A 13437-nucleotide genomic window follows, 5' to 3' on the forward strand; every position below is an offset into this window, starting at 1 on the left:
GGCTATCCGACTCCGCCGGCGCCGTCCGCAAAAAATTCCTGCGCCTCGCCGCTCGCATCGAGCACCGCGATTGCCGCAATGCAATAGTCGGCACGCCGCGCATTGCAGCGCCGTCGTTCGCGCGAGCGCTGCCGCAATCGCGGCCTCGCGCATCGCACTGCAGCAAGCGACACCGGAATTTCCTTCGTGGCTGCGCAGAAATTTATTCGGACACGCGCCGAAAAAGCGTCTCTAGTATCCAGGCCCGTCGCAGCAAGGAACACCGACGCGGGCATGGGCGAGACGATCACCAACATCAGGGATTTGCGCGAACGCGCCGAACGCCGCGTGCCACGCGCGTTCTTCGACTACGACGACCGCGGCTCCTACGACGAGATCACGCTGCGCGACAACGTGCAGGCGCTGGAGGCGATCCGCCTGCGCCAGCGCGTGATGATCGACGTGGACCGGCGCTCGCTGGCGACGGACATCGTCGGCGAAGCAGCCGCGCTGCCGCTGGCGCTGGCGCCGACCGGCCTGACCGGCCTGACGCGCGGCAGCGGCGAGATCCTCGCCGCACGCGCCGCCGCCGCCGCCGGGATTCCTTTCTGCCTCAGCACGATGTCGATCTGCTCGATCGAGCAGGTGCGCGCGGCAGTGCAGACGCCGTTCTGGTTCCAGATCTACGTGATGCGCGACCGCGGCTTCACGCGCTCGCTGATCCAGCGCGCACGCGAGGCGCAGTGCAGCGCGCTGATGCTGACGGTGGACCTGCAGATCCAGGGCCAGCGTCATCGCGAGATCAAGAACGGCATGACCGTGCCGCCGCGCCTGCGCCTGGCCAACCTGTTCGACATCCTCGGCAAGCCGGCGTGGATCTGGCGCGTGCTGACCGCGCCGAGCCGCTCGTTCGGCAATCTCGACGGCCGCGTCGCCGGCGCCGACGGCCTGACCACGCTGGCGCAGTGGATCGCCAACCAGTTCGACCCGACGCTGACCTGGGACGACATCGGCTGGATCCGCGAGCTGTGGCCCGGGAAGCTGATCCTCAAGGGCGTGCTCGACGCCGACGACGCGCGCCAGGCGGCGCAGGCCGGCGTCGACGCGATCGTCGTGTCCAACCACGGCGGCCGCCAGCTCGACGGCGCGATCGCCTCGGTGACGGCGCTGCCGCGCATCGTCGACGCGGTCGGCGACCGCCTCGAGGTGCTGTTCGACGGCGGCATCCAGAGCGGCCAGAGCCTGCTCAAGGCGCTCGCGCTCGGCGCACGTGCGGGGCTGATCGGCAAGGCCTTCCTGTACGGCCTCGGCGCCGACGGCGAGGCCGGCGTGGCGCAGGCGATCGCGATCATCCGGCGCGAACTCGACGTCAGCCTCGCGCTGACCGGCCGCACCGACGTGCGCCGCGTCGACCGCTCGATCCTGCTGCACGCCGACGGCAGCCCTTACGCGCCGGCGCCCGCACCGGCCCCGCTCGCCTGCGCGAGCGAGACATCACCACGGATCGCGCACGGATAGCGCGCGATCCACACACCGCTTCGGGCAGCGCGACCGGACGAAGTCCCGCGCCCGGCCATTGGGGAGGAAACGAAGATGCGCAACGACCACCGGATCACCCGCTGCCGTACACCGCTGTTCGCTGCCACCGCCGCGCTCGCGCTGGCGGCCACCATCGCGCCGCGGACGGCGCCGGCGCAGGTCACGTTCGACGTGATCGGTCCGCACGAGTACGACCTGCCGGTCGGCTACGAGCCGTGGAACGTGTTCGTCCAGTACGTCACCGTGCAGGACAACGACAAGGCCTTCGACGGCTCGGGCGACCGCTTCAAGCTGGACCCCGGCTCGCGCGCGATCACCGGCCTGTCGAAGTGGGTGCACTTCTTCACCGTCGACTCGCTGCCGAACGTCGGCATGGGCTTCGAGGTGATCCAGCCCGAGGTCAACCTGCGCACGGACGCGACCTCCACGGTGCGCGCCAACACCAACAGCGGCTTCGGCGACACCATGATCGGCTACGCGATCTGGTACAAGCCCACGCCCGGCACGACCCTCGGCCTGCAGACCTTCCTGCAGATGCCGATCGGCTCGAACGAGGTCAGCGACACCAACTGGAAGAACCTGACCAGCGCGTTCTGGTACGTGCCGTTCGGCGACGGCCGCTGGGGCTGGACCGGCGACTTCGGCTTCGTCGTGCAGAGCCCGCGCGACGACGGCGTGCATCCGGGCGTGACGGTGCACACCAACAACCGCCTCGGCTTCAAGGCCACCGGCCTGCTCGAACCGTTCGTCGCGGTCGACTACGAGCGCACCGGCAAGGGCTCCGTGCGCGGCGGCGGCAAGACACCGTCCTCGCATGCGCTCGACCTCGGCGCCGGCCTGATGTTCCACCTGCATCCCAAGCATTCGCTCGCGCTGCGCTACTCGCGCAGCACCGAGGGCGAGAACCACAGTTCCAATGACTCGATGAACATCAAGTACGTGTACGTATTCTAGTCGCGGCAATGCGCGGCGCCGCCGCGCCCGATCCACCAGGAGTACTTCAGATGCAACCGACCTACCAGAACTACATCGCGGGCGCCTTCGTCGGCACGCCGGACGAGCCCACGATCGACGTCACCAACCCCGCCACGCAGGAGCTGATCGCGCGCGTACCGGACGCTTCGGCGGCGACGGTCGACGCCGCCGTGGCGGCGGCGCGCCGCGCGCAGCCGGCGTGGGAGAAGCTGCCGCCGATCCAGCGCGCCGGTCATCTGCGCGCGATCGCGGCCAAGCTGCGCGAGCACCGCACGGAGCTGGCGCGCGTGATCGTGCGCGAGCAGGGCAAGGTGCAGGGACTGGCCCAGGTCGAGGTCGATTTCACCGCCGACTACATCGACTACATGGCCGAGTGGGCGCGCCGCCTGGAAGGCGAGGTGCTGACCAGCGACCGCCCGAACGAGAGCATCTTCCTGCTGCGCAAGCCGGTCGGCGTGGTCGCCGGCATCCTGCCGTGGAACTTCCCGTTCTTCCTGATCGCGCGCAAGCTCGCGCCGGCGCTGGTCACCGGCAACACGATCGTGATCAAGCCGAGCGAGGAGACGCCGATCAACGCGTTCGAGTTCGCGCGTCTGGTCGCCGAGACGGACCTGCCCGCGGGCGTGTTCAACCTCGTCGGCGGCCGCGGTGCGACGGCCGGCGAGGCGCTGGTGTCGCATCCGGGCGTGGACCTGATCACCTTCACCGGCAGCGTCGCCACCGGCAGCCGCATCATGCAGACGGCCGGACGCAACCTCACGCGCGTGAACCTGGAACTGGGCGGCAAGGCGCCGGCGATCGTGCTCGCCGACGCCGACCTCGACCTCGCCGCGAAGGCGATCTACGACTCGCGCGTGATCAACACCGGGCAGGTGTGCAACTGCGCCGAGCGCGTCTACGTCGAGCGCGGCGTACACGACGCCCTGGTCGATCGCCTGGCGAAACTGTTCGCCGCCACCCGCTACGGCGATCCGTCGGTCGAGGCGGACCTGCACATGGGCCCGCTGGTCAACCAGGCCGGGCTGGACAAGGTCGCGGCGATGGTCGAGCAGGCGCGCAGCGACGGCGCGCGCATCGTCGTCGGTGGCAAGCGCGCCGACCTCGGCCGCGGCTTCCACTACGAACCGACGCTGATCACCGGCACGCGCGCCGACATGGACATCATGCGCAAGGAAATCTTCGGTCCGGTACTGCCGGTGCAGGCGGTGGACGACCTCGACGAGGCGATCGCGCTGGCCAACGACTCCGAATACGGCCTGACCTCGTCGATCTTCACGCGCAGCCTCGATTCGGCGATGCGCGCGGCGCGCGAGCTGCGCTTCGGCGAGACCTACATCAACCGCGAGCACTTCGAAGCGATGCAGGGCTTCCACGCCGGCCGCCGCAAGTCCGGCATCGGCGGCGCCGACGGCAAGCACGGTCTGTACGAGTTCACCGAGACCCACGTGGTCTACCTGCAGACGTCCTGAGGGAGCGGGCACGATGAGCAAGACTAACGCACACGACGGCTGCGGCTGCGCCTGCGCCTGCCGCGCGCCGGACAACGCGCGCCGCAGCCTGCTGACCGGCGCGCTGGCGCTGGTCGCGCTGGCGCCGGCGACGGCCACCCGTCTGGCCGTGGCGCAGGAGCAGCCCACGGCGGCGAAATCCACCCGCAAGCCGGAACCGGGCGACAAGCTCGCCTTCATGCTCGGCCCCAAGGAGGGCCAGCAGATCCAGCCGGGCGACATCGAGGCCGGCAAGGAGCCGACCCTGGCCTACCCGATGGATCCGCAGACCGGCAAGGCGCTGGTCGCCAAGGCCAACCTGCTCACCGTGGTGCGCCTGAAGCCGGAGGAACTGCAGCCGGCCAGCGCGAAGAACGCCGCCGACGGCATCGTCGCGTTCTCCTCGCTGTGCACGCACTACGGCTGTCCGATCACGACGCTGCATCCGAGCAAGACGCAGATCGTCTGCAACTGCCACGGCTCGATCTTCGACGCGGCCAACCGTGGCGCCGTTACCCAGGGGCCGGCCACGCGGCGGCTCGCGATGTTGCCGCTGGCCATTCAGGACGGCGCGCTGGTGGTGGCAGGCAAGTTCGACGGCCCGCTCGGGCCGCCGACCTCCTGACATCGCTCGGCTACGCCGCGCACTTCACCACTCGAACGCACTACCGGGAGGAACGCATGAAACTGCAGCTGATCACGGCCGCGCTCGTCGCGACCATCGCCTCGGCCCCGCTCGCCGCGGCCGACTACAAACCCGTCACCGACGCACGCCTGGCCAACCCCGAGCCGGAGAACTGGCTGCTGACCAAGGGCAACTACGCCGGCTGGAGCTACAGCCCGCTCGAGCAGATCACCACCGCCAACGTCGCCAAGCTGCGGCCGGTGTGGTCGGCCGCGACGGGCGTGCTGTCCGGCCACGAGGCGCCGGCGATCGTCAACGGCGAATACATGTTCGTCGCCACGCCGCACAACCACGTGTTCGCCTACAACGCCAGGACCGGCAAGCCGCTGTGGCACTTCCAGCGCGAAGTGCCCGAAGGCATCGGCGCCCTGCACCGCACCAACCGCGGCGTGTCGCTGTACGGCGACAAGGTCTACGTCGGCAGCGTCGACTGCATGCTCAGCGCACTCGACGCCAAGACCGGCAAGCTGCTGTGGGACGCGCAGGTATGCGACTGGGAGACCGAGAGCGCCTACATCACCTCCGCTCCGCTCGTCGTCAAGGGCAAGGTGATCATCGGCCCGTCCGGCGGCGAGTTCGGCGTGCGCGGCTTCCTCAAGGCCTTTGATGCCGAGACCGGCAAACTGGCATGGACGCGCTACAGCGTGCCCGCTCCCGGCGAGAAGGGTTCGGACACCTGGCCGCAGGACGGCAAGTGGAAGGACGCCTGGAAGCACGGCGGCGGCACCATGTGGATGCCGGGCAACTACGACGTGAAGAACGAAGTCATCTACTGGGGCGTGGGCAACGGCGGTCCGTGGATGGGCGACCAGCGTCCGGGCGACAACCTGTACCTGGCCTCGGTGCTCGCGCTCGATCCGGCTACCGGCGACATCATCAGCCACTTCCAGTACCACTGGAACGATTCCTGGGACTGGGCCGGCATGAACGCGCCGACGCTGGTGGAGTACACCAAGAACGGCAAGAAGGTCAGCGGCATGATCAGCGCGCAGCGCAACGGCCGGCTGTACTGGCTGGACCGCGACGCCAAGGGCAAGATCACCTACAACAAGTCCGAGCCGTACGTCACCAATACGGTCTTCACCAGCGTCGATCCGAAGACCGGCCGTCCGACCTACAACATGGACGCCAAGCCGCACACCGGCGAGACCCACACCTACTGCCCGAGCCTGTGGGGCGGCAAGGACTGGCCGTACGAGGCGTACAACCCGAAGACCGGGATGCTGTACGTCCCCTACAACGACAACCACTGCCTGACGCTGACCGGCATCATCCAGCCGATCATTCCCGGCCAGTGGTCGGCGGGCGCGGACATCAACAAGCTCGACCTGTCGGTGAAGGAAGGCTTCGACCACATCGGCGGCATCCAGGCCTGGGGCGTGGACAGCGGCAAGCTGGTCTGGCGCGAGAAGTACCCCAAGTCGTGGAACTTCGGCTCGATCCTGACCACCGCCGGCGGCGTGCTGTTCGCCGGCGGCACCAACGACCGCATGTTCCGCGCCTACGACGCGCAAACCGGCAAGCTGCTGTGGGAGTTCCCGACCCCGTCCGGCATCATCTCGCCGCCGTCGAGCTTCTCCATCGACGGCAAGCAGTACGTCGCGGTGGTGTCCGGCTGGGGCGTGGACGCGCAGTGGATCCAGGGCAAGATGCACACGCTCGCGGGCTGGGACGAGAAGGTTCCCGAAGGCGGCAGCGTGTGGGTGTTCGCGCTCGGCGACTGAGAGTCTCGTCGCCAGGAACGTCCGCGCCGGACCGGCGCGGACGTTGCGTTCCGCGGCGCACGCGCCGCCCTCCCCTTCACGATCGCGGCCGCCGCCCGCACGGCGACGGCGCGCCGCCGGAGAACCCGATGAAGATCCGCAACGATGCCGCCGGCGCGCTGCTCGCGCTCGGCCTGCTGTTCGCATTGCCGGTTCACGCGCTCGAACGCGTGCCGGTGCTCTCGCTCGACGTCGCGCAGAAGATCGCCGATGCGGTCAAGGCCAAGGCGGTCGAGAAAGGCTGGAAGATGAACGTCTCGATCGTCGACGGCGGCGCCAACACGGTGCTGTTCGAGCGCATGGACGGCGCCGCGCTCGGCTCGATCGAGCACGCGCAGCTGAAGGCCGAGCAGTCCGCGCGCATGGGCGCGGCGACGCGCCAGTTCGGCGAGCTGGCGTTCGGCAAGGACGCCAAGGGTGGACCGCTGCCCGGCGTGGCGCACCTGCCCGGTTTCGTGACCTTTCCCGGCGGCCTGCCGATCAAGGTCGGCGAGGTGACGATCGGCGCCGTGGGCGTCAGCGGCAGCATGCCCGACAACGACGAGATCTGCGCCCAGGCCGGGCTCGACGCGGTCAGGGAGCTGCTGAAGTAGGCGCCGCCGCGCGTGCGCAGATGGCCTTCAGCCAGTCGATGAAGTGGCCCTTCGCCTCGTCGATGCCGTGCTTGCGGTGCCAGCACACGAAGTAGGAGAACTTCGGCCGCGCCTGGATCGCGAACAGCTGCACGAGCTGGCCTTCCTTCAGTGCGCGCCGCGCCAGGCTGCGGCGCGCCAGCGCGATGCCCTGATGGGTGATGGCCGCCTCGAGCATCATGCCGAGGTCGACGATGCGATGGCCCGAGTCCGGGTCCGGCCAGTCGATGCCGGCCTGCGCCAGCCACGGCTGCCACGGCTCCAGCGGACAGCGCAGCAGGAATTCCTTGCGCAGGTCGCGCGGCGAGGCCAGCCCGCCCTGGCGCGCCAGGAATGCCGGGCTGCAGGCCGGGAACACCGGCTCGTCGACCAGGCGCTCGCACTCCAGCGCGTCGAACGGCCCCTCGCCGAAGCGGATTTCCAGATCGCAGCCGGGCGCGGAGATGTCCAGGTACGGAATCGACAGCATCAGCTCGAGTTCGATCTCCGGATGCGCGCCGGTGAATTCGGCCAGGTGCGGGATCAGCACCTCGCGCGCGAACGTCGGCGGCAGCGTCACGCGCAAGCGCTGCTGCGCGGCGGAGGCGCGGCGGTGGAACGTCGAACGCGTCAGCAGGCCGAGCGCCACGCTGACCTGGTCGAGGTATTCGCGCCCCGCCGGCGTCGGCTCGACGCCGCGGCCGACGCGGCACAGCAGCTTCACGCCGAGCAGCGATTCCAGCGCGGCCACGCGCTTGCCGACCGCGCTCGGCGTGACCGCGAGTTCGTCGCTGGCGCGCTCGAACGAACCGGAGCGCACGGCCGCCTCGAACGCGCGGATGTGCGCGACCGAAGGCAGCCGCACGTCCTGCAGCAGCTGTTGCGGTGGAGGCGGAGAAACCAGCGGATTGGCGTGCGGGTACGACATCCGCACATGCTAGCAGTCGCGCGCATGCGCGCCGTTGTGCGATGCCGCGACCGCCGTGCGCTGCCGTGCGCGACGCGATCAGAAATAGATCTGCGCGCGCAGCTCGACGATCCGCGGATCGAGCGAGAGGCCGGCGCGGTCGCTGCTCGCCTGGATGTAGTTCGCCTGGAACTTGAAGTGCTGGGTCAGGTACCAGTTGGCGCCGAGCGTCCAGTCGTGCTGCTTGCCGCCGCGGATCGTGCCGTCGTTGAGATCCAGCTCGCTGTAGCGCAGCAGCAGCTCCCACGCGCCCCACGCGCCCTTCGGCTTGAGATTGTTGGTGTTGCCGCCGCTGTACGGCCGCGATTCGCCGGTGAGCACCCAGCTGCCGAACACGTAGAAGCCGCCCGCCGAATAGTCGGGCTTGCCGGCCTCGCGCTCGACGTCGACGCCGAGCAGTTCGCCCTGCACCGACCACGGCCCGCCGATCCACAGCGCCTCCAGCCCGTAGCGGCGGATGTTGTCGACGTTCGACAGCGCGCCGCTGTCGACCAGGCGCACCGTGGTCAGGCCGGCCTCCGGCACCGAACGGATGCGCGCGCCCGGCAGGGTGCGCACGCCGCGCCCGTCGGTCGTCGCGTCGGGGCGTTCCTCGGACGCGGAAACGCCCAGGTGGATCACGTCGCCCTCGCCCTTGCGCGGCGTCCACGCGACGCGTCCGGCGACTGTCGTGCCATCGTTGTCGCCGTGCAGGTCCTGGCCCCAGTAGTAGCCGAGGTTGACGAGATACTGCGGCCGCTCGAACGCCCAGTCGATGCCGGTGCGGCGGCCTTCGTAGATCGCCTGCGCCGGCAGGGCCAGCTCGAGGAACGAGGTCGCCTTCGACGACGTCACGCCCTCGAACGCGACCGGCGTCTTCGAATAGCCGAAGCGGAACGCGCCGTAGTCCGCGCCGAAGAACGCCTTCGACTGCAGGCGCAGGTTGACGTCCTGCCAGCTCTTGGCCTGGTATTCGTAGGCGACGACCGCGTCGTAGACGCCCTTCTTCTTCAGCGTCAGGCCCAGTTCCTTGCGCCGGTTGGTGTGCGAATCCTCGAAGCGCGAGCTGCCGTTCGGCAGCGTGTCGTCGCTGAAGTCGTTGAGGTCGTAGCGGTAGACGCCGGTCAGGCCGATGTCGGTGCCGTCGTCGAAGGTGTAGTGCACCGGCCAGTCGTTCAGGTCGTAGGCCGACGCCGGCACGGCGAACGGCGCGAACGCCAGGGCGGCACTCAGGAGGGCAGCGCGTTTCATGCGGACGATTCCCCGGAAAGTCGGACGATGTTCCGACGCACCCGCCGCGCCGCGGAACTGACGCATCGTTGTAAGGACATGCCGGCGCACGCGGCGCCGATGCCGGCGAAGCGTGCGCGGAAGGCGGCTAGCCGACGTGTCGGCGCAGTGCCGCCATGTCCCTGGCGACCGCGGCGGTCGCCGCCTCGTGCATGCGCAAGTAGCGCGCGAGCACGTCCTCGCCGGTGCGCGTCAGGCGCGCACCGCCGCCGCCGGGACCGCCCTTGCTGGCCTCGACCAGCGGCTCGCGGAAACTCGCGTTCAGCTCCTCGACCAGCTGCCAGGCGCGCTTGTAGCTCATGCGCATCGCGCGGCCGGCAGCGGCGATCGAGCCGGTGTCGCGGATGCCGGCGAGCAGGTCGGCCTTGCCCGGCCCGAAGGCCACGCCGGGCGCGAGCGTCACGCGCAGGTGCAGCTTGGCGGCGGCTGGATTCTTCTTCATGGCGGAGCCTGCGGCGGCCGTTTCCTCGTCGTGGACGAAGAATAGCGCTGCCAGGTATCGAGAACGAACTCTCGCGCAGACGCGAAGACGCAGAGGAACAAGCGCAGGCAGATTCGACCTCTGCGTCTTCGCGCCTGCGCGGGAAATGCGCCTTCGGCATGCCGGCGAGAGGAGATCGCTCGCGAACAGCGCCGCGCGTCACTTCGCCGGTGCGCGCAACACGTCGATCGCGGTCACCTGGCGCACCCAGCGCGCCGGCCGCTTCTCGCCGGGCGCGACGATGCGGAAGGGACCTTCCTTCGTATCCAGCGGCTTGCCGTCGCGACGGTCGGCCAGGATCACCTCGCCATCGCGGAAGCCGGCATCGAGCTCGGCCAGCGCGTAGACGGCGCGATAGCCGTCGGCCGCATCGATGCGCACGTAGAGCGCGAGCGCCGGGCCGCGCAGCGTGTCACCGGTCGGCACGCCGGCCTCGCGCAGCAGGTCGATCAGGCGCACGCCTTCCCAGCGCCCCGGCTTGCCGTGGTCGTTCGCCTCGACGGCGACGCGCGCATGTTTCGCCAAGGCCTCGGCGTCGAGCCGCAGCGGCTTGGCCACTTCGCCGCCGATCGTCACCGCCGCGGCAGCGGCCGCGGGCGCCTTTTCCGCCTGTGCGACGCCGCAGGTGATGCAAGCGAGGAACGACAGCATCCAGCACGCGAGAATGCGCTTCATGATCTTCTCCTAGAAATGCTTGCCCAGCTCGACGAAGAACGTGCGCCCGGCTTCCGGAAAGCCTTCCTGGTAGGCGTAGCGGCGGTCGAACGCATTGCGCACGCCCACGCCCAGATCCAGGCCGGCGACCGGACCGCGCACGCTCGCATCGACCAGCGTGAAACCGCCGGCCACGCGCGCGCCGAAGCTGTCCGAGTAGCGCTTGCTCTCGGCGTCGGCCGACAGCGTCGCGCGCCAGCCGGCGGCGAAACGGTAGTCGAGCGCGGCGAACAGCTTCTGCCGCGGCGTGTCGGTCGGCTTCACCGTCGGCTGCGAAACGTTGCGGCGCTGCACGTAGCCGTAGTTGGCGCGCACCGACCACGCCTCGGACAGCTCCAGGCCCGCCGACAGCTCCACGCCGCGATGCCGCGCGCGGCCGACGTTGCGCAGCTGCGAGCACGGCGGCGAGGTGCAGGCGTCCGCAGCGAGCGTCACGCTCTGGATCGCCTCGCGCAGGCGGCTGTCGAACAGCGCGGCCTTGTAGTCGAACGCGCCGTGTGTGCCCTGCACGCCGATTTCGAGATTGTCGCTGTCCTCCGGCTTCAGGCCCGGATTGGGGATCGCCGAACCGAGCCGGTACGAATAGCGGTCCTTCAGCGTCGGGAAGCGCGTCTTGCGGCTTACGCCGGCGTACACCTGCACGCCCTCGCTGGCCTGCCAGGCGGCGACCAGCTGGCCGTTGAAGGCGACGTCGCTGCCGACCTCGAACGGCACGATCGCGCTGCCGCGCAGGTCGTCCGCGCGCTGCGACTGCAGCAGGTTCCACGACACGCCGGGGGTGATCGTCCACGCCGCGTCCGGCCGCCACTCGTGCTCCAGCGCGGCCGACCAGGTGCGGTCCTTGAAGCGCTCCCACGGCGCGCCGACCGAATCGTTCTCGCGATGGAAGTCCTGCTTGCCGTGCAGCGCCATGCGCGTGATCTGGCTCTCCGACCAGCGCTGCTCGAACGAAACGCTGAACCCGTAGGTGTGGTCGTCGTACAGGCTGGTGAACGCGTACGGGCGGCGCTGCGTCGTGTAGGTCGCGTCGTCGTAGGAGCGCAGCTCGTTCTGGAAGCTGTCGTAGTACAGGCGCACGCCGAGGTCGGCGGACTCGCCGATGCGCGTGCGCGACAGGAAATAGACGCCGTCCTTGTCCCACTTCGGCCAGCGCCAGTAGCGCGCGGAAACGCCGGCCGCATGTCCGGCGTACGGCGGCGTCTGCTTCTCGTCGTCGACGCGGTAGAAATTCAGCGCGTATTCGTCGGTCGCGTTCGGCGTCCAGCCGAGCTTGAGCGAAAGATCCAGGTCGCGCGCGCCGGAATTGGCGCGGCGGCCGTCCGGCTGGTTCGCCGAGCGCGGAAAGCCGGACGGCAGTTCGAAGTCGTCGGCGTCCTGCCACGAGGCGCTCGCCTGCGCGTACCACGAGCCCTGGTTCGTGCCGACGCGCCCGCCCAGACGGTACGCCGGCAGGTCGCCGGAGCGGTCGACGTCGAAGCCGCCGTAGACGCTGCCTTCGAACTCGCGCTGCGGCCGGCGGCTGACCAGGTTGATGCTGCCGCCGAGCGCGTTCGGGCCGTACAGCACCGAGGTCAGCCCCTTCGTCACGACGATGCGCGACAGGTCCTCGACGCCGAGGCGCGCCAGGTCGAGATTGCCGTCGTAGGGCACGTACACCGGCACGCCGTCGACGTACAGCGTGACCTGGCGGCTGTCGAAGCCGCGCACGTTGACCAGCGTGTCGCGGCGCTGGCCGAAGTTCTGCCGCGTCACGCCGGGAAGGAGATCGAGCGCCTCGGCGACGTTGCGACGCGACTGCGCGCGGATGTCCTCGATGTCGAGCACGTCGGCGCCGGGCGGCATCGCGTCGCCCGCGCTGCCGATCACCTCGACCACGCCGAGCGGCACCACCGGCGCCCCGTCGGCCGCGGGCTCCTCCGCCGCGGCTCCCGCGGTCGCGAATACGATCGCCGATACGATCGCGACCGTCAGCGCGGCCGCCTTCCCCTTGCTCATGATCCGGCTGTCCCCTTTCGCACCGATATAGTCGAATGACTATATAGCATGAGGCCGCCGCGACGCGCTTCCGGCGCCGTCGTTTCGCGCGAGGCGGAACTGCGATATGTTTGAACGACCCCATCGCCGAAGGCGTCCGCCGATGCACATCGCGAAATCTTTCCGCCGGTTCACCGGCGCCTTGCGCCTGGCTGCCCTCGCCCTCTGCCTGCTGCCGCTCGCCGCGCGCGCGGACGAGGTGCTGGTGTTCGCCGCGGCGAGCCTGAAACCCGCGCTCGACGAGATCGCGGCCTCGGCGGACGTCGCCTCGATCGGCGAGGTCAAGGTCAGCTACGCGGCCAGTTCGCAGCTGGCGCGGCAGATCGAGGCCGGCGCGCCGGCGGCGATCTTCGTTTCGGCCGACCAGGACTGGATGGACTACCTGGCCGAGCGCAAGCGCATCGTCGCCGACTCGCGCGGCGACCTGCTCGGCAATGCGCTGGTGCTGGTTGCGCCGAAGGATTCCACCGCCGCGCTCGAGATCGCCCCCGGCTTCGACCTCGCCGACGCCCTCGGCGCCGACGGCAGGCTGGCGCTGGGCGAGCCGAACAGCGTGCCGGCCGGCAAGTACGCCAAGGCCGCGCTGACCAAGCTGGGTGTCTGGGACGCCGTCTCGGCGCGCATCGTCGCCGCCGACAACGTGCGCGCGGCGCTCAACTTCGTCGCGCGCCGCGAGGCGCCGCTCGGCGTGGTCTACCGTTCGGATGCGACCTCGGAACCAGCGGTGCGCGTGGTCGCCACGTTCCCGGACGACACGCACGCGCCGATCGTCTATCCCGCCGCGCTGATCGCCGGGCACGACTCGGCGGCGGCGCGCAAGCTGCTCGAAGCATTGCGCGCGCCGCCGCAACAGGCGATCTTCCGCCGCCATGGATTCGACGCACCGCCCAAACGCTGACCGCTCCTGCCGCTCCGTCACGGCGCACGCGCCGG

The 13437-nt window shown here is 69.8% G+C and carries 13 protein-coding genes; 7 read left to right on the forward strand and 6 right to left on the reverse strand.

Annotated features, from left to right (window positions below):
- Nucleotides 1-2: 2 nt before the first annotated feature.
- Nucleotides 3-296: a hypothetical protein gene (locus ACFO6Q_RS02930; RefSeq protein ID WP_380019014.1), complete on the reverse strand. Its 294-nt coding sequence runs from the start codon at nt 294-296 to the stop codon at nt 3-5.
- On the opposite strand from ACFO6Q_RS02930, the gene ACFO6Q_RS02935 reads away from it, so the two are divergent.
- The 6 genes from ACFO6Q_RS02935 to ACFO6Q_RS02960 all read left to right on the forward strand — a co-directional run bounded on the left by ACFO6Q_RS02935 (nt 274) and on the right by ACFO6Q_RS02960 (nt 7021).
- A complete protein-coding gene (locus ACFO6Q_RS02935; protein ID WP_380019015.1) occupies nt 274-1497 on the forward strand; it encodes an alpha-hydroxy acid oxidase in 1224 nt (407 codons plus the stop codon). The genes ACFO6Q_RS02930 and ACFO6Q_RS02935 overlap by 23 nt on opposite strands.
- Before the next feature lie 75 nt (nt 1498-1572).
- The gene (locus ACFO6Q_RS02940) at nt 1573-2472 is read left to right on the forward strand and encodes a transporter (RefSeq protein WP_380019016.1); all 900 of its coding nucleotides are present in this window, start codon (nt 1573-1575) and stop codon (nt 2470-2472) included.
- Between the two features lie 50 nt (nt 2473-2522).
- The gene (aldA, locus tag ACFO6Q_RS02945) at nt 2523-3962 is read left to right on the forward strand and encodes an aldehyde dehydrogenase (protein WP_380019017.1); all 1440 of its coding nucleotides are present in this window, start codon (nt 2523-2525) and stop codon (nt 3960-3962) included.
- A gap of 13 nt (nt 3963-3975) precedes the next feature.
- Nucleotides 3976-4605, forward strand: coding sequence for a QcrA and Rieske domain-containing protein (locus ACFO6Q_RS02950; RefSeq protein ID WP_380019019.1), 630 nt, complete (start codon nt 3976-3978; stop codon nt 4603-4605).
- A gap of 56 nt (nt 4606-4661) precedes the next feature.
- Entirely contained in the window at nt 4662-6389 is a 1728-nt protein-coding gene (locus ACFO6Q_RS02955; RefSeq protein ID WP_380019020.1) for a PQQ-dependent dehydrogenase, methanol/ethanol family, read from the forward strand.
- Nucleotides 6390-6517: 128 nt separating this feature from the next.
- Nucleotides 6518-7021 (forward strand): GlcG/HbpS family heme-binding protein, encoded by a 504-nt coding sequence (locus tag ACFO6Q_RS02960; protein WP_380019021.1) that lies wholly within the window; start codon nt 6518-6520, stop codon nt 7019-7021.
- Here the strand turns inward: ACFO6Q_RS02960 and ACFO6Q_RS02965 are convergent.
- From ACFO6Q_RS02965 to ACFO6Q_RS02985, 5 genes are all read right to left on the reverse strand, one after another.
- Nucleotides 7002-7967, reverse strand: a complete 966-nt coding sequence (locus ACFO6Q_RS02965) for a LysR substrate-binding domain-containing protein (protein ID WP_380019022.1) — start codon at nt 7965-7967, stop codon at nt 7002-7004. The two genes, ACFO6Q_RS02960 and ACFO6Q_RS02965, sit on opposite strands and share 20 nt — an antisense overlap.
- Before the next feature lie 78 nt (nt 7968-8045).
- The gene (locus ACFO6Q_RS02970; protein WP_380019023.1) at nt 8046-9236 is read right to left on the reverse strand and encodes an OprO/OprP family phosphate-selective porin; all 1191 of its coding nucleotides are present in this window, start codon (nt 9234-9236) and stop codon (nt 8046-8048) included.
- Nucleotides 9237-9363: 127 nt separating this feature from the next.
- A complete protein-coding gene (locus ACFO6Q_RS02975; RefSeq protein ID WP_380019024.1) occupies nt 9364-9717 on the reverse strand; it encodes a winged helix-turn-helix domain-containing protein in 354 nt (117 codons plus the stop codon).
- Between the two features lie 198 nt (nt 9718-9915).
- Nucleotides 9916-10431: a molybdopterin-dependent oxidoreductase gene (locus tag ACFO6Q_RS02980; RefSeq protein WP_380019025.1), complete on the reverse strand. Its 516-nt coding sequence runs from the start codon at nt 10429-10431 to the stop codon at nt 9916-9918.
- Between the two features lie 9 nt (nt 10432-10440).
- Nucleotides 10441-12465, reverse strand: coding sequence for a TonB-dependent receptor plug domain-containing protein (locus ACFO6Q_RS02985; RefSeq protein ID WP_380019026.1), 2025 nt, complete (start codon nt 12463-12465; stop codon nt 10441-10443).
- A gap of 142 nt (nt 12466-12607) precedes the next feature.
- On the opposite strand from ACFO6Q_RS02985, the gene modA reads away from it, so the two are divergent.
- Nucleotides 12608-13402 carry a molybdate ABC transporter substrate-binding protein gene (modA, locus tag ACFO6Q_RS02990; RefSeq protein WP_380019027.1) on the forward strand — a complete coding sequence of 265 codons (795 nt, stop codon included), beginning with the start codon at nt 12608-12610 and terminating at the stop codon, nt 13400-13402.
- Nucleotides 13403-13437: the final 35 nt, after the last annotated feature.

Origin of the sequence: Dokdonella ginsengisoli, from assembly GCF_042652785.1 — a bacterium.
In the GTDB taxonomy this organism is placed as follows: Bacteria; Pseudomonadota; Gammaproteobacteria; order Xanthomonadales; family Rhodanobacteraceae; genus Dokdonella_A; species Dokdonella_A ginsengisoli.

Excerpts from the sequence above, each read along its gene's own strand:
- aldA (WP_380019017.1), top strand. The coding sequence starts at position 2,523 with ATGCAACCGACCTACCAGAACTACATCGCGGGCGCCTTCGTCGGCACG.
- ACFO6Q_RS02980 (WP_380019025.1), bottom strand. The coding sequence starts at position 10,431 with ATGAAGCGCATTCTCGCGTGCTGGATGCTGTCGTTCCTCGCTTGCATC.
- ACFO6Q_RS02965 (WP_380019022.1), bottom strand. The coding sequence starts at position 7,967 with ATGTCGTACCCGCACGCCAATCCGCTGGTTTCTCCGCCTCCACCGCAA.
- ACFO6Q_RS02970 (WP_380019023.1), bottom strand. The coding sequence starts at position 9,236 with ATGAAACGCGCTGCCCTCCTGAGTGCCGCCCTGGCGTTCGCGCCGTTC.
- ACFO6Q_RS02935 (WP_380019015.1), top strand. The coding sequence starts at position 274 with ATGGGCGAGACGATCACCAACATCAGGGATTTGCGCGAACGCGCCGAA.
- ACFO6Q_RS02975 (WP_380019024.1), bottom strand. The coding sequence starts at position 9,717 with ATGAAGAAGAATCCAGCCGCCGCCAAGCTGCACCTGCGCGTGACGCTC.
- modA (WP_380019027.1), top strand. The coding sequence starts at position 12,608 with ATGCACATCGCGAAATCTTTCCGCCGGTTCACCGGCGCCTTGCGCCTG.
- ACFO6Q_RS02930 (WP_380019014.1), bottom strand. The coding sequence starts at position 296 with ATGTTGGTGATCGTCTCGCCCATGCCCGCGTCGGTGTTCCTTGCTGCG.
- ACFO6Q_RS02940 (WP_380019016.1), top strand. The coding sequence starts at position 1,573 with ATGCGCAACGACCACCGGATCACCCGCTGCCGTACACCGCTGTTCGCT.
- ACFO6Q_RS02985 (WP_380019026.1), bottom strand. The coding sequence starts at position 12,465 with ATGAGCAAGGGGAAGGCGGCCGCGCTGACGGTCGCGATCGTATCGGCG.
- ACFO6Q_RS02960 (WP_380019021.1), top strand. The coding sequence starts at position 6,518 with ATGAAGATCCGCAACGATGCCGCCGGCGCGCTGCTCGCGCTCGGCCTG.
- ACFO6Q_RS02950 (WP_380019019.1), top strand. The coding sequence starts at position 3,976 with ATGAGCAAGACTAACGCACACGACGGCTGCGGCTGCGCCTGCGCCTGC.
- ACFO6Q_RS02955 (WP_380019020.1), top strand. The coding sequence starts at position 4,662 with ATGAAACTGCAGCTGATCACGGCCGCGCTCGTCGCGACCATCGCCTCG.